The 14,017-nt window shown below is 57.0% G+C and carries 12 protein-coding genes; 10 read left to right on the forward strand and 2 right to left on the reverse strand.

Annotation, left to right across the window (positions count from 1 at the left end; genetic code table 11):
* The first annotated feature begins 144 nt into the window (after positions 1-144).
* Entirely contained in the window at positions 145-906 is a 762-nt protein-coding gene (locus tag PSH79_RS13880; protein ID WP_305443787.1) for an alpha/beta hydrolase, read from the forward strand.
* 157 nt (positions 907-1,063) lie between these two features.
* Positions 1,064-2,617 carry a GMC family oxidoreductase gene (locus PSH79_RS13885; protein WP_305443790.1) on the forward strand — a complete coding sequence of 518 codons (1,554 nt, stop codon included), beginning with the start codon at positions 1,064-1,066 and terminating at the stop codon, positions 2,615-2,617.
* Positions 2,618-2,635: 18 nt separating this feature from the next.
* Here PSH79_RS13885 and PSH79_RS13890 read toward each other — a convergent pair whose 3' ends face one another.
* On the reverse strand, positions 2,636-3,544 hold the full coding sequence (locus PSH79_RS13890; protein WP_305443794.1) for a LysR family transcriptional regulator: 909 nt from the start codon (positions 3,542-3,544) through the stop codon (positions 2,636-2,638).
* A gap of 118 nt (positions 3,545-3,662) precedes the next feature.
* Between PSH79_RS13890 and PSH79_RS13895 the strand changes: the two genes are divergently transcribed.
* Positions 3,663-3,995, forward strand: coding sequence for a nuclear transport factor 2 family protein (locus PSH79_RS13895; protein WP_305443795.1), 333 nt, complete (start codon positions 3,663-3,665; stop codon positions 3,993-3,995).
* A complete protein-coding gene (locus PSH79_RS13900) occupies positions 3,992-4,765 on the forward strand; it encodes an SDR family oxidoreductase (protein WP_305443797.1) in 774 nt (257 codons plus the stop codon). Before PSH79_RS13895 ends, PSH79_RS13900 begins: the two co-directional genes overlap by 4 nt.
* Positions 4,766-4,887: 122 nt before the next feature.
* On the opposite strand, the gene PSH79_RS13905 is transcribed toward PSH79_RS13900, so the two are convergent.
* Positions 4,888-5,865, reverse strand: coding sequence for an NAD-dependent epimerase (locus tag PSH79_RS13905; RefSeq protein ID WP_305443800.1), 978 nt, complete (start codon positions 5,863-5,865; stop codon positions 4,888-4,890).
* Between the two features lie 607 nt (positions 5,866-6,472).
* On the opposite strand from PSH79_RS13905, the gene rfaH reads away from it, so the two are divergent.
* The 6 genes from rfaH (at position 6,473) to PSH79_RS13935 (ending at position 14,010) form a co-directional block, all read left to right on the forward strand.
* Complete coding sequence (gene rfaH / locus PSH79_RS13910) at positions 6,473-7,006, forward strand: transcription/translation regulatory transformer protein RfaH (protein WP_305443801.1); 534 nt, start codon at positions 6,473-6,475, stop codon at positions 7,004-7,006.
* A gap of 96 nt (positions 7,007-7,102) precedes the next feature.
* On the forward strand, positions 7,103-8,206 hold the full coding sequence (locus tag PSH79_RS13915) for an outer membrane beta-barrel protein (RefSeq protein ID WP_305443963.1): 1,104 nt from the start codon (positions 7,103-7,105) through the stop codon (positions 8,204-8,206).
* 12 nt (positions 8,207-8,218) lie between these two features.
* Positions 8,219-8,752, forward strand: coding sequence for a polysaccharide biosynthesis/export family protein (locus PSH79_RS13920; protein ID WP_305443802.1), 534 nt, complete (start codon positions 8,219-8,221; stop codon positions 8,750-8,752).
* Between the two features lie 2 nt (positions 8,753-8,754).
* The gene (locus tag PSH79_RS13925) at positions 8,755-11,064 is read left to right on the forward strand and encodes a Wzz/FepE/Etk N-terminal domain-containing protein (protein ID WP_305443804.1); all 2,310 of its coding nucleotides are present in this window, start codon (positions 8,755-8,757) and stop codon (positions 11,062-11,064) included.
* 145 nt (positions 11,065-11,209) lie between these two features.
* Positions 11,210-12,601 carry an undecaprenyl-phosphate glucose phosphotransferase gene (locus tag PSH79_RS13930; protein ID WP_305443807.1) on the forward strand — a complete coding sequence of 464 codons (1,392 nt, stop codon included), beginning with the start codon at positions 11,210-11,212 and terminating at the stop codon, positions 12,599-12,601.
* 68 nt (positions 12,602-12,669) lie between these two features.
* Positions 12,670-14,010, forward strand: a complete 1,341-nt coding sequence (locus PSH79_RS13935; protein WP_305443810.1) for a UDP-glucose/GDP-mannose dehydrogenase family protein — start codon at positions 12,670-12,672, stop codon at positions 14,008-14,010.
* Positions 14,011-14,017: the final 7 nt, after the last annotated feature.

The raw sequence follows: 14,017 nt of genomic DNA on the forward strand, positions 1-14,017 counted from the left end.
CTCCACCTCGATACAGTCATTTACCGACACATCGACTCCCCCAGACACCCGTCCGAAAATTGATGGTGGCCTCGGATAAATGACCGATGCCCAATCCGCCGAGTATTCACCAAACTGCGCTCACCCAATACAGGAGATCGCATCATGTTCAAACCAAAGGCCCTCGCCCTCACCCTCGCCATGAGCTGTGCACTGTTCGGTGGCGCCATTCATGCCGCGCCGCAACAACCTTCTGTGGTCATCGTCCACGGTGCATTCGCCGACGGTTCTGACTGGTCCAAAGTCGTACCTTTGCTGCAAGAAAAAGGTATCAAAGTCACCGTGGTGCAAAACCCGCTGACCTCGCTGGCCGACGATGTTGCCGCCACTCAGCGCGTACTGAACAACCAGGAGAACGACGTCGTATTGGTCGGTCACTCTTGGGGCGGGACGGTGATCAGTCAGGCGGGCACCGACAAGAAGGTGCGCAGCCTGGTCTACGTGGCCGCGTTCGCCCCGGATGCCGGTCAAGCGAGCAAAGACCTTGGCAAAGACTACCCTGCTCCATCCGGCGTGAAAGACATCGCCGCTGACAAAAACGGATTTCTCTACATGACTGCCGAAGGCATGGCCAGCGGCTTTGCTCAGGATCTTCCAGCGCAGCAAACCGCAATCATGGCCGCCACGCAAGGGCCGATCCGTGCCTCGGCATTCGATGACAAAACCAGCGCAGCCGCCTGGAAAGGCAAGCCATCGTGGTACGTCGTGGCTCAACAAGACCGCATGATTCAACCCGACCTGCAGCGGGCTTTCGCGAAGAAAATCGGCGCGCAGGTCACCGAGATCCAAGCCAGCCACGTCCCACAACAATCGCGCCCTGACGATGTCGCCAACGTCATCATTCAGGCTGTACAGCAGAGTCAGTGAACTCCGGGCCTTCGGGGCAAGTGGGCTGTCAGTTGCAGCGTACTTGCCCTGATGGCCTTCCCGCTCTATTTCAAACGCCCTGCCCCAGTTAACAAATCGATCAAATAACAAATTTGGCGAGCGCGAAAGCTCAGCCCGAGGAAACGCTCTCATGCCCATGAATGCTGAACTGAACACGCACCATTTCGACTTTATCGTCTGCGGCGCGGGTACCGCCGGTTCCGTTGTTGCGGGGCGGCTGGCCGAAAATCCCGAAGTACGGGTGTTGCTCATCGAGGCTGGCGGCAGCGATGAACACCCACACGTGCTGGAACCGGGCAATTGGCCTTTGAATCTGGGCGGCGAACGCGACTGGAATTTTTCGGCGGCGGCTAACCCCCACCTCAACGACCGGAAAATACCGCTGAACATGGGGCGGGGTTTGGGCGGCGGATCCAGCATCAATGTCATGCTGTGGGCGCGTGGTCATAAAAACGATTGGGAAGACTTCGCAGCAGACAGTGGCAATCCAGCTTGGGGCTACGCTTCTGTGCTGAAGATTTATCAACGCGTAGAAGATTATTGCGGTACACCCGATCCCATTCGCCGCGGCAAGGGTGGAACGGTTCATGTTGCTCCTGCCCGAAACGTCCAGCCGATTGCAAACGCCATGATCAGCGCCGCTGCCGAAATGGGCATACCCACTTTCGATAACCCAAACGGCGTCATGATGGAGGGCCCTGGCGGCGCTGCCCTTAACGATCTCATCGTCAAGAATGGCCAACGTAATTCGATCTACCGCGCTTACGTCGGCCCGCGACGCGACCAGCCTAACCTCACCGTTCTGACGCACACGCTGGTCAGTCGTTTGTTGTTCGAGGGTAAGCGAGTTGTTGGCGTGCAAACCGTAAGCAATGGGCAAACAGAATACTTTTACGCCAGCCACGAAGTCATTCTCTCGCTGGGCGCAGTCAATACCCCAAAAGTTCTGATGCAGTCGGGAATCGGGCCTGAGGACGAGTTGAAGCGCCATGGTATTCCTGTCGTCCAGCATCTACCCGGCGTTGGCGCCAATCATCAAGACCATGTGTCCTTCGCGGTTATTTTCGAATACGCGACTGCGCAACCCATGGGTTACGGGGGATCCGAAGCGACCCTTTACTGGAGCAGCGACAGCGCTTTGCGCCTCCCCGACATGTTCCATTGTCAGGTTGAATTCCCCGTGCCCAGTGCAGAAACGGCGCCCATGGGTGTCCCTGCCCATGGCTGGACGATGTTTGCCGGCCTTGCTCACCCTCAAAGCCGCGGGAGCATCACGCTCAGCGGCCCGAATGTCACCGACGCCCCCATCATTCAACCCAACACGCTGTCTCATCCGACCGACCGACGCAACGCGTTGGAAAACATCCGTTTTGTCCAGGAACTGGGTGCTCAGGCACCCTTCAAGGGGCTGGTCAAAGGTGAAAGTCTGCCTGGCAAACTGAACACTGCATCACTGGAAAACTACGCTCGCAACGCTGCCGTGACTTACTGGCACCAGTGCGGCACGGCAAAGATGGGGCGCGACGCAATGTCCGTGGTAGATGGCGACTTGCGCGTTTACGGAATTCAGAGTCTGCGCATTGCCGATGCTTGCATCATGCCCCACGTCACCAGCGGTAATACGATGGCACCCTGCGTCGTGATCGGAGAGCGGGCCGTGGAGGCTATCCGTTCCACCTATGACATTTAAGTCGCACGCTTGAGCTGATCAGGCACGTGATGACAGCTTGGCGCGGGCCAGCGCCGTGAACGCCTTGAGCGCAGCCGAAGGGTTGCGCCGGTTCGGATAATACAGGCACAAGTCGTCTCGAGGAGGCGTCCAGTCCTCCAGTACCCGCTCAAACTGGCCGGTCTGGATTTCAGTCTCAATGTCCTGCTCCATGAAAAAGCCAAGCCCGACACCTTCCTGCACAACAGCCTTGACCAGACCAGGCTCGTCAAGCGTGAGTTGCCCTCTCACATCCAGTCGGATGACCTCGCCGTCGCGTTCAAAGTGCCATGGATAAATGGCGCCATTGGGCAGACGAATACGCAAGCAGTGATGATTGAGAAGATCCGCTGGAGTGTGAGGCCGCCCGTGTTTCTCGAAGTACGCGGGTGAGCCCACGACGGCGTAACGTTGCGGCCGGCCCAACGAGATCACAATCATGTCGCTGGGTATCAGATTGGCGGACCGGACACCGAGATCGAACCCGTCAGCCACAATATCCACGAGTCGCCCCTCAGTAACGAGATCGATGTGCACCTTTGGGTAACGTCGCAAAAACTCCAGCATAAGTGGCACGAGCGTGGCACGGGCGGCACTCGCGAATGCGTTGATGCGCAGAACGCCCGCAGGCCCGATATTGTGCGAATGCACGGCTTCGAGCGCGGCGCGAACATCTTGCAGCGCCGGTCCGACCTGCTCCATGAACATCTTGCCAGCCTCGGTAAGAGACACGCTGCGCGTCGTGCGATTGAACAACCGCGTTTCCAGATTCGATTCCAGCTTGGCAATGGTGTTGCTCAAGGCAGTCGTTGAAACACTGAGGTCGATGGCCGCTTGTCGAAACGAAGCCCTGCGGGCTACGGCCATTACCGCCTCCAGGTCATGGAGGCCCACACGTGGATCTGACATTTCGATTGTCCTGATTATCGGGATTGGCCATCAATGTTTGTGCCAGTTGAGCAAACTATCCCAGTGACCGCAAGATTCAGGGGTGCAGAACAATCAACTGTCAGAGAGGGACCCACTCATGAATTGTCAGCTTCCAGATGCCGTTACGGCGTACTTCGATATCAGCAATGGCGGTGGCGACACTTCGCTTATGGCGACTTGTTTCAGTGCCAACGCCACAGTGTTTGACGAGAACCGCACACACAAAGGAATCGAGGCAATCGAATCATGGCAGCGCGAAGCCCGGCAGGCGTTTACCTACCAGATCAAGCCAATCGAGGTGACCGAGCGCGCAGGCACATTGACCGTCGCGGCTCGTGTTACCGGCAACTTCCCTGGCAGCCCGGTCAAACTGAACCACGCGTTTACAGTGCTGGATGGTCGGATCCACACGCTTGAGATTACGCCATGAATCTTGATCTGAGCGGCAAGCGGATTCTGGTAACGGGCGGCACAAAAGGTGTCGGCAAAGCGTTGGTCAACCTGCTCCTCGCTGAAGGTGCGAAAGTGCTGACTTCAGCGCGTCAGGCGAACATCGATATGCCGCAAGACCTCTGCGTAGAGGCTGATCTTTCCACTCGGGAGGGTTGTGAAACGCTGGTGGCCGCGACGAAACGAATATTGGGCGGTGTTGAAATCATCATCCACGTCCTGGGTGGCTCATCTGCACCCGGTGGAGGATTTGCTGCGCTTGATGAAGAACAGTGGCAGCGCGAGCTCGATCTGAATCTGTTTCCAGCCGTGCGCCTGGATCGTGCCCTGCTTCCCGATATGCTCGAACGAAACAGCGGCGTCATCATCCACGTCACCTCTATTCAGAGTCGGCTGCCTCTCCCTGAAGCGACGACCGCTTATGCAGCGGCCAAGGCCGCGCTTTCAACCTATAGCAAAAGCCTGTCGAAAGAGGTTTCTCCAAAAGGCGTTCGCGTTATCCGGGTATCGCCGGGCTGGATTGAAACAGAGTCGTCGGTCGCTTTGGCTCAAAGGTTGGCACAGGAGGCAGGTACGGACTACGAGGGCGGCAAGCGGATCATCATGGATGCATTAGGCGGTATTCCACTCGGTCGCCCCTCGACCCCGGCGGAGGTGGCAAACCTCATCGCCTTCCTGGCTTCACCTCGCGCAGCGTCCATCACCGGGAGCGAATTCATTATTGATGGTGGAACCATTCCGACAACTTGAAAGTGAGTACCTGCCTCGCGCTTGTACGTTGCTGGCGCCTGCGCCAGCACGACAACTCGCCCCTACGGTGGCATCTGAAACACGTCGCTGCTGCGCCTGACCAGAACGAATCGGTTACGGAGTTACACCTGATAATACTGGCGATACCAACTCACAAATTGCGCCACACCGGCTTCAACCTCCACCTGCGGAGCAAACCCGATCCAATCGACCAGCGCCGAAACATCGGCCCAGGTATTGATGACATCGCCCGCTTGCATCGGCATAAAGTTGCGCTGAGCCTTTCTGCCCAATGCCGTCTCCAGGCAGTCGACAAAATCCAGCAGCGCTACCGGGCTGCCGCGCCCTATGTTGAAGATCCGGTTGACGCCTTCGCCCTCCTTCTCCGCTACCGGCGGTTTCGGACACAGTCGCACGATGCTTTCAACAATGTCATCGACGTAGGTAAAGTCCCGCGCCATCTGACCATGGTTGTAAATATCGATCGGACGGCCCTGCAGGATCGCTTCGGTGAACTTGAATAGCGCCATGTCCGGTCGGCCCCATGGCCCGTAAACGGTAAAAAAACGCAGCCCGCTGGCCTTCAAGCCGTAGAGGTGGCAGTAACTGTGGGCAAGCAATTCATTGGCGCGTTTGGTGGCGGCGTACAGGGAAACCGGCTGCTCGACCGCGTCGTCGACACTGTATGGCTGCTTGCTGTTGGCACCGTACACCGAACTGCTCGACGCGTAGATCAGATGCGCAGGCTGATAATGTCGACAGGCTTCCAGCACATTCAAAAATCCCACCAGATTCGATTGCGCGTAGGCATCCGGGTTATCCAGTGAGTAGCGAACCCCCGCCTGGGCGGCCAGGTGGACGACCTCGGTGAAACCGTGCTCATCGAACAGCGCCATCAAGGCCGGCTTATCGACAATATCCATCGTGTGGAAACGGAAACCTTGCAGCTTGCTCAACTGTTTGAGGCGCGCCTGTTTGAGCGTCACGCTGTAATAATCGTTGAGGTTGTCGATGCCGATTACTGTGTGGCCGTCCAGAGTCAATTGTTTGACCGTGTGATATCCAATAAAGCCCGCAGCACCTGTCACAAGAACGGTCATAGTCCCTGCTCCAATCAACTCAAAAGGTGATTACTTATAGCGTTGATCGGGAAACGCAGTCCAGAATTTATAATAATCCCCAACTATGGGGATTCGCCTGTTGATCTTGCCTATTAGCCTTTTACCTGAAAGACGAAAAAATTCCGAGCCGTCCGTCAGAAATAAATACTCAATAAAAACAACACGATGCAATGGGTCAAATTCACTAATGGATCAATGGCGTGTTTTTTGACAAGGAACGTTTGACAGACCGTGAAGACTGGCCGATAACTACCAAGGTCTCGTTGAACAAGGCGCGAGCGCTAATTTACTCGACAGCTGACATTTTAGAGACCACTACTTAGCTACCTATCATAAACACTGCTTTATGCAGACCGTGCGGTAGCTTTGCCTCTCGAAAAGTTAGACAGCAAATCGTCCCTAGTGCGCTGCACTATATAGCGTCACGCCCTGGCGTTATGCACCCTAATGAAACCTTATGTGATTCATTATTGAAACACCCTTGCGTTACATCATAATAAAAACACACTTCTGCCAACGGTCTCTTCTTAGCCCTCTATAGAGCTACTGCCTGCATAAACTTTCGATCATTACAGAGTTTACCAGCATGCCAGCGACCAGCTCAGATCGACCTAATTGGTACTTATTGCAATGCAAACCACGTCAGGATGAACGTGCCCACCTCAACCTCCTCCAACAGAATTATGTGGTCTACCACCCCCAGCTAGTCAGTGAGCGCGTCATTCGCGGGAAACGACAGCGGGTGTTGGAATCACTCTTCCCCGGATATTTGTTTATCCAACTCAGTAGCAACGACAATTGGGCGCCCTTGCGTTCTACTCGCGGTGTCAGTCGCATTGTCGAATTCAATCATGGTCCAGCGACGGTGGCAGAGCACGTCATCGAGCATTTGCGTGGGCGCTGCCTTGAATCGGAGTCCGGCGCGGATGAAGCGCTCAAACCCGGCGAGCATTTGCAGATCATCAGCGGCCCACTGTCGCCACTGGAAGGCGTATTCGTTGCTGCGCACGGTACCGACCGGGTGATGATCCTTCTGCAGTTTCTCAACCGGGAACAATCTGTCTGCTTGCCACTGAGCGTTCTTGAACGTCAACAACCCAGCTATCAAAACTATAACTAGCTGCCTGCTTTTATATGCCTTTTCCTCAGGAGCTATAACATGGCCTTGATGTCACGTTGCCCTGTTGCACTGATGACGACCTGTCTTTATTCCGGAATGGTCTGGAGTATTGAACCGCAAGCGATAAATGTTTACGGATTCGATTTCACTCCGACTTTTTTGTTTTCAGAAAGTTATGACGACAACTTTCGCGAAGTGGAAAACAATACGCAGTCTTCCATGATTACCAAGTTGGCGCCCTCCTTCGAACTCAAAGCCGAAGATCGCAACAGCGCCACTCGGCTGATCTGGCAGCCCACTCGCTACATCTATCACGATGAGTCGGATGCCTCGAACACGGCTCAACGTGTGCGTGCGGACAGCGTCATGGAGTTCACCGACCGGCATCGGCTGAAACTCGAAGCCGAATATCGGAAGTGGGAGCGCACGGAATCGACGGCGGTCGAAGGCATCAACGACAAGCTCAACAACAAAAAGGTCGGTGGCCTCTACACCTTTGGCGCGAAGAGCGCTGACAATCAACTCGAGTTCGGCGCCAATTACGCCGAACTGCGTTACGACAATGCCGATGGCATCAACGACGACAAAGAACGTAATACCACCGCACTCACCAGCACCTGGTACCACCGCATCGGCAGTAACACTCGTGGCCTGCTGGAATATGACCACACCAACTTTGATTACCAGCAAGCCAACAGTCCGCGCAGCAGTAAATCAGATGCCGTACTGGCCGGTGCCGTATGGGATTTCACGGCACGCACCACGGGCAAAGTCCGCCTGGGTTATGAGCGCAAGAACTTCGACAGCGACGAATCCAATGACCTCAACAACCCCACCTGGCAAGTGGATTTGCAATGGAAGCCGCGAACTTACTCGACGTTTACCTTTGTTGCTCGACAGGCTCTCGCCGAAGGTGACGACGGCGCTGAAGCCGTGAAGTCGACGTTCACCCAAGTGGGTTGGCGTCATGGCTGGACGGAACGCATCACCACGGTGGCACAAGCCGGGGTCGGGCGTTATGTCTACGAAGGTCAAGACCGAACCGACAATCTTCAGGACTACAACCTGGCGGTGGTGTACGCGATGCGCCGATGGCTGGAAATCGAACTCGGTTATCGCTTCCGCGACAACGATTCTGATGCCGACAATGAAAGCTTCAGCCGCAACGTGTTTCAGATCAGCTTCAACGTCAGCCTTTAAGAGGGTCTCGACATGAACACACACACCTTTGTCTTGTTGTTCGCGCTGGTTTTTTTCCCTTCTGCGTATGCAGCAGACCCCAGCACTCAATACAAACTGGCTGCTGGTGATGTCTTGCGCATCATCGTGTTCGGTGAACCGGAGTTGAGTCTGAAAAAGATCCGTCTCAGCGACGCCGGCACCTTTTCCTACCCTTTTCTGGGCGAGATTTCCGCCAAAGGACTCACCCCCGGCCAGGTCGAAAAAATCATTGTGGACGGGCTTAAGCAGGGTTACCTGATCGACCCGAAAGTCAGTCTGAGCCAGATCGAATACCGTTCGTTCTACATCAATGGCGAAGTGAAAAAACCCGGCAGCTATCCATTCGTGCCCGGCCTGACGCTAGAGAAAGCCATCGCATTGGGCGGTGGCTTGACCGAGCGGGCGTCAATCAAACGCGTGACCATCTTGCGCGGTGACGGTGGTTCGACCCTCACCGATGACGTTACGCGAAACACCACGATTGCCCCCGGCGACACCATTTCCATTGCACAAGGCTTTTTCTAATCATGGACAACAGCCCTAGCACCTACGTCGAACGTCCTCTTCAAGCGCATCTGCATCAGCAGTACAGCGAAGACAAGGACACCATTGATCTTTTAAAGCTCTGGAGGGTGATCTGGCGTGCCAAATGGAGCATCGGATGGCTGGTTCTGGTGAGCGGTCTGCTGGCGGCCGTGGTGGTCTCGACCATCACCCCGCAATACATCGGCAGCACGACGTTGTTGTTCAACGATAAGACGCCTCCGCTGATGTCCTTCCAGCAAGTCAAGGATTCAGGCGGAAACGCCACGGACTACTTGCAGACCCAGCAAGCGCTCCTGCAATCGCGCGATCTTGCCGAACGCGCAGTGAAAAAGCTCGGCCTGACGACCCATCCGGTGACCGACCCGCGCCAACAACCGAAGCCCTGGTTCACACCGCGTCAGTGGCTGACCAATCTTGACCTCGAGCAGTGGGTCCCGGGGCTGGGCATGTTGATGCCGCTCAAAGATGTGCTCACCGAAGAAGACGTCTTCAATCAGGTCACGCAGAACCTCATGCTGCACACCAGCGTCAAGTTCGTCGGCAAGAGCCAATTGCTCGAAATCGAGGTCGAGCTGCCCGACCCTGGCCTGGCGGCAGCGGCAGCCAATGCGCTGGCCCAAGGCTTTACCGACAGCCAGCTCGACACCAGCGAGAAGTCGTCGCAAACCACCACGGCGTGGATGAACACAAGGCTGGTCAAGCTGCGTGACAACTTGCGTGCGGCCGAGAAAAAGCTTCAGGGCTACCGCGAAGAGCAAGGCCTGGTCGATGTTGGTGGGGTTGCCACTATCAGCGCCAACGAACTGGAAATGACCGGTAATCGCATGGTTGACGCCCGTCGCAACCGCGCTGAAGCCGAGAGCGAGTACCGCCAGGCGAAGTCTCTGAGCAACGGCGATCTGAGTCGGCTCTCCAGCGTGCCTGCCGTCTTGAGCAACCCTTTGGTGCAAAAATTCCAGGCGGACCGGGCCTTGGCCCAGGCCAAGGTTGATGAACTGGCGGGACGCTATGGTCCAAAACACCCGAGCCTGGTGTCTGCGCAGTCCGAATTGCGCACCGCCACCACCAGCCTGCAATTGCAAGTCCAGCAAGTGGTCGCCGGTATTGAACGGCAATACCAGCTCGCGACGGCCAGTGAAGCCTCGCTGCGCCAATCCTTCAACAGCAATAAGGCGCAAATCCAGGACATCGCCCGAAAAGAGTTCCAGCTGCGCGAGTTCCAGCGTGAAGTCGACAGCTCCCGCGCGCTCTATGAAACGTTCGTCACCCGTTTGAAAGAGACCACGGCCACCGCCGACATGGACTCGACCAAAGTGCGCATCGTCGACCCGGCGATTGTTCCAGTCGAGGCGAGCAAACCCCGTAAAACCCTGATTGTCGGGATCGTCGGGTTGATCGCTGCGGTGATCGGCGTGGCGTTGGCGCTGCTCTTCGAGAGCCTGAGCAATACCTTCAAAACCGACGAGTCGATCGAAAGCGCGCTCAACATTCCACTGCTCAGCGTCGTGCCGTTGGTGATGAAGAAAACCCGCCGGCAACTGGCGCGCTTGTTCGAAGACAACGACAACCCGCGTTTTTCCGAGACCATACGCAATCTGCGCACCTGGCTGATGTTGCAAAGCAGCGAAATGCCCTCGCAGGTGGTACTGGTGACGTCGACCGTTGCCGGTGAAGGTAAAAGTACCATTGCCAACAATCTGGCCAGCTCACTGAGTTCGCTGGAGCGGGTGCTGCTGATCGATGCTGACATGCGTCAGCCAACCCTGGCGCTGAACTTCGACTTCCCCCCGGACAGTCCGGGACTGGCGAACGTCATTGCAGGCACCGCCAGGCTCGAAGACTGCATCGTTTCGGTGGGCAATCTGGACATGCTGCCGGCCGGGAAGGTCCTGCCACCTTCGCTGGATATGTTCGCCGCGCCGCGCCTGCCTTCCCCTGCTTCTTCGCCTAACGCGTTACAGCCGCCGCCGCAGGATTTGCTCAGCTCGCCGCGCATGGCGCGCATGCTTGAGGTACTCAGATCGCGTTACCGCCACATCATTATCGACTCACCCCCTGCGGAGATGATCAGCGACGCGTTGTTGCTGGCCAAGCACTCGGATGCGGTGATCTATGTAGTCAAGGCCGACAGCACGCCCATCAGCCAAGTGCAAAGGGGCCTTGCCATGTTGCAACAGAGCCATGTGCCGGTATTTGGCACCGTGCTCAATCAGGTGGACCTGCGCAAGGCGCGCAAGTACGGCTACCACCACTCTCGGGCGTTCTATAACTACGATTTCGCGCCCAGGTAACGTCGGGCGAACAAGCCTGCCGTTGCACCCCGTTCTGCCATCCCGCAACCGCTTCACCTCTGCCGAACTACGGAACAGCCTTCAGCAGACACCTCGTGTCTGCCTGATTAGCGCTGATGGATGACTGTTGCCTGAGGTTAAGCCGATGACACCGCTCTATACCGCTCATATGACGCAACGCCGAGGTCTTACGTTCTGGGGCCAGTGGCTGTGTGCGCTGTCGCTGGTAACTTCGCTGCTGATGCTGCTCGTGTATTGGCGCGTCGGCAGTCTGACCAGCGAATACCGCATCCTGATCATTCTGACGGTGCTCGGTTCAGTGCCGATTTATAGCGTGATGAGGGTTTACCACAAACGCCATGGTCTGGTGGTCGGCCTCGGCAGATTGCTCGCCGGCTGGTTGATCCTGCTGGCCGTGCTCGCGGCGATTGCCTTCATCACCCAGACCAGTGCGACGTTTTCGCGCCAGGTGATCATTGTCTGGGCGGTGCTGGGTTTCGTAGTGCAGGCCGCGAGTTTTCTGCCCCTTCATTACTTGGCCCGACTGCACTCGCGCAAGGTCTGTAACGAGCGTCGTTCGGTGATCATCGGCACGTGCCCGACGGCCCATGAGTTGGCGAAAAAACTCTCCAGACCGAATCGCGCGCTGGTACTGGGTTTCATCGCCGCCGCCGATAACAGCGGACCGGCCCCGAGCATTCTGCCGCTGCTCGGTCACGTTGACGCGATCCGCGAAATCATCACGCGCCTGGAAGTGCGCCGCGTCTACGTCGTGCTGACCATGGCGCATGCCGCCACCATCGAAGCGCTCTACATCGACCTGCTGGACATGAATGTCGACGTGGTGTGGATCCCGGATTTTGGCAGCATGGTGTTGCTCAACCATTCGATCTCGGAAATCGAGCGGATGCCGGCCATTTACCTCAATGAAAGCCTGATCAGCTCGCATCCGGCCAGCCTGTTTTGCAAAGACCTGTTCGAACGCAGCCTGGCAACCGTGGCGATTATCCTCCTCAGCCCATTGCTGTTGGTGGTGGCGGCAGCGGTCAAGCTGACCTCCGCAGGCCCTGTGCTGTTCAAGCAGAACCGCCACGGTTGCAACGGTGAAGTGATCAAGGTCTGGAAGTTTCGGTCGATGCGCGTCCACGACGACCACGAGGTGCGCCAAGCCACCCGTGACGATGATCGCATCACCCCGATCGGACGCTTGCTGCGCCGCAGCTCCATCGACGAATTGCCCCAACTGTTCAATGTTCTGTCCGGGCAGATGGCCCTGGTCGGCCCGCGACCGCATGCCGTCACCCACAACATTTATTACACCGGCAAAGTCCGCGCCTACATGGCCCGCCATCGCCTCAAGCCGGGCATCACCGGGTTGGCCCAGATCACCGGGCATCGCGGCGAAACCGAGACGGTGGAAAAGATGCAGCTGCGCGTCGCCCAAGACCTCAACTACATCAACCAATGGTCGCTGTGGCTCGACATAAAAATCCTCATCAAGACGCCCTTCACGCTGTTCTCGAAAAACATCTACTGATCCTTGCCCCTCCTCTACAGCCCCCCTGCCCTGCGTTGACAACCGTCACGACGACCTGAGGTTTGACCATGAATGTGAGCGTATTCGGTATTGGTTACGTGGGCCTTGTTCAAGGCGCCGCACTGGCCGAGGTTGGGCATAACGTGCTCTGCGTCGATGTCGACGCTGCCAGGGTCGAGGCGCTGAAGGAAGGCGCGTTGCCCATCTACGAGCCGGGTCTGAAAAACCTTGTGCGGGACAACTATCAAAGTGGCCGACTGCGCTTCGGTATTGATTTGGCCGAGGCCGTTCACCATGGCGATGTGCTGTTGATTGCCGTCGGCACACCGCCAGACGAAGACGGTTCGGCAGACCTCAAATACGTGTTGAGCGTGGCGCAAACCATCGCGTTGAACATGGATCGGCACCACATCATCGTCAACAAATCCACGGTGCCGGTCGGCACTGGGGACCTTGTGCGTGAGCGTGTCGAGCAGGTACTGGCCGACAACAATCGCAGCGACCTGACGTTCGACGTGGTCTCCAATCCGGAATTTCTCAAGGAAGGTTGCGCGGTCGAAGACTGCATGCGGCCCGACCGGATCATCATCGGCACCGACAGCCCGCGTGCCGAAGAGGTCATGCGCGAGTTGTATGAGCCGTTCAATCGCAGCCGCGAAAAAATCATTGTCATGGACGTTCGCAGCGCCGAACTGACCAAGTACGCCGCCAACTGCATGCTGGCGACCAAGATCAGCTTCATGAACGAAATGGCCTGCCTCGCCGAAAAACTCGGTGCCGACATCGAGAATGTCCGCCACGGCATCGGCTCCGACCCACGCATCGGTTATCAATTTATCTACCCAGGCCTGGGCTACGGCGGCTCGTGCTTTCCCAAAGACGTGAAAGCGCTGATACATGCCGCCACCAGCGTCGACATTGACGCTCGGGTGCTCAAGGCCGTCGAGGCGCGCAACCAGGAACAGAAAACCAGCCTGTACAGCAAAGTGTTCAACCACTTCGACGGTCACCTTCGCGGCAAGACCTTTGCCCTCTGGGGGCTGAGTTTCAAACCCAACACCGACGACATGCGCGAAGCCCCCAGCCGCGTATTGATGGAAGCCTTGTGGCAGGCCGGCGCCAACGTTCAGGCATTTGATCCCAAGGCCATGGAAGAAGCCCAGCGCATTTATGGCTCGCGCGATGACCTGACCCTCGCGGGCACCAAGGAGGCGGCGCTGAAAAATGCCGACGCGTTGATCATCGTCACCGAGTGGCAATCGTTTCGGGCACCGGACTTCGACCTGCTCAGTCAGCGGCTCAAACAGCCGTTGATCTTCGACGGACGCAATCTGTTCGATCCACAGCGTTTGAGCAAACGCGGTTTCACCTACGTTTCCGTGGGGCGGCAGACCCCCTCAGTCATCTGAAAGGAGC

The organism is Pseudomonas sp. FP2196 (assembly GCF_030687715.1).
Lineage (GTDB): Bacteria > Pseudomonadota > Gammaproteobacteria > Pseudomonadales > Pseudomonadaceae > Aquipseudomonas.

What these genes read in the sequence shown, in the direction of transcription:
- PSH79_RS13930 (WP_305443807.1), top strand. Translation starts at nt 11,210, where the DNA reads ATGACACCGCTCTATACCGCTCATATGACGCAACGCCGAGGTCTTACG.
- PSH79_RS13895 (WP_305443795.1), top strand. Translation starts at nt 3,663, where the DNA reads ATGAATTGTCAGCTTCCAGATGCCGTTACGGCGTACTTCGATATCAGC.
- PSH79_RS13890 (WP_305443794.1), bottom strand. Translation starts at nt 3,544, where the DNA reads ATGTCAGATCCACGTGTGGGCCTCCATGACCTGGAGGCGGTAATGGCC.
- rfaH (WP_305443801.1), top strand. Translation starts at nt 6,473, where the DNA reads ATGCCAGCGACCAGCTCAGATCGACCTAATTGGTACTTATTGCAATGC.
- PSH79_RS13905 (WP_305443800.1), bottom strand. Translation starts at nt 5,865, where the DNA reads ATGACCGTTCTTGTGACAGGTGCTGCGGGCTTTATTGGATATCACACG.
- PSH79_RS13880 (WP_305443787.1), top strand. Translation starts at nt 145, where the DNA reads ATGTTCAAACCAAAGGCCCTCGCCCTCACCCTCGCCATGAGCTGTGCA.
- PSH79_RS13900 (WP_305443797.1), top strand. Translation starts at nt 3,992, where the DNA reads ATGAATCTTGATCTGAGCGGCAAGCGGATTCTGGTAACGGGCGGCACA.
- PSH79_RS13915 (WP_305443963.1), top strand. Translation starts at nt 7,103, where the DNA reads ATGGTCTGGAGTATTGAACCGCAAGCGATAAATGTTTACGGATTCGAT.
- PSH79_RS13920 (WP_305443802.1), top strand. Translation starts at nt 8,219, where the DNA reads ATGAACACACACACCTTTGTCTTGTTGTTCGCGCTGGTTTTTTTCCCT.
- PSH79_RS13925 (WP_305443804.1), top strand. Translation starts at nt 8,755, where the DNA reads ATGGACAACAGCCCTAGCACCTACGTCGAACGTCCTCTTCAAGCGCAT.
- PSH79_RS13885 (WP_305443790.1), top strand. Translation starts at nt 1,064, where the DNA reads ATGAATGCTGAACTGAACACGCACCATTTCGACTTTATCGTCTGCGGC.
- PSH79_RS13935 (WP_305443810.1), top strand. Translation starts at nt 12,670, where the DNA reads ATGAATGTGAGCGTATTCGGTATTGGTTACGTGGGCCTTGTTCAAGGC.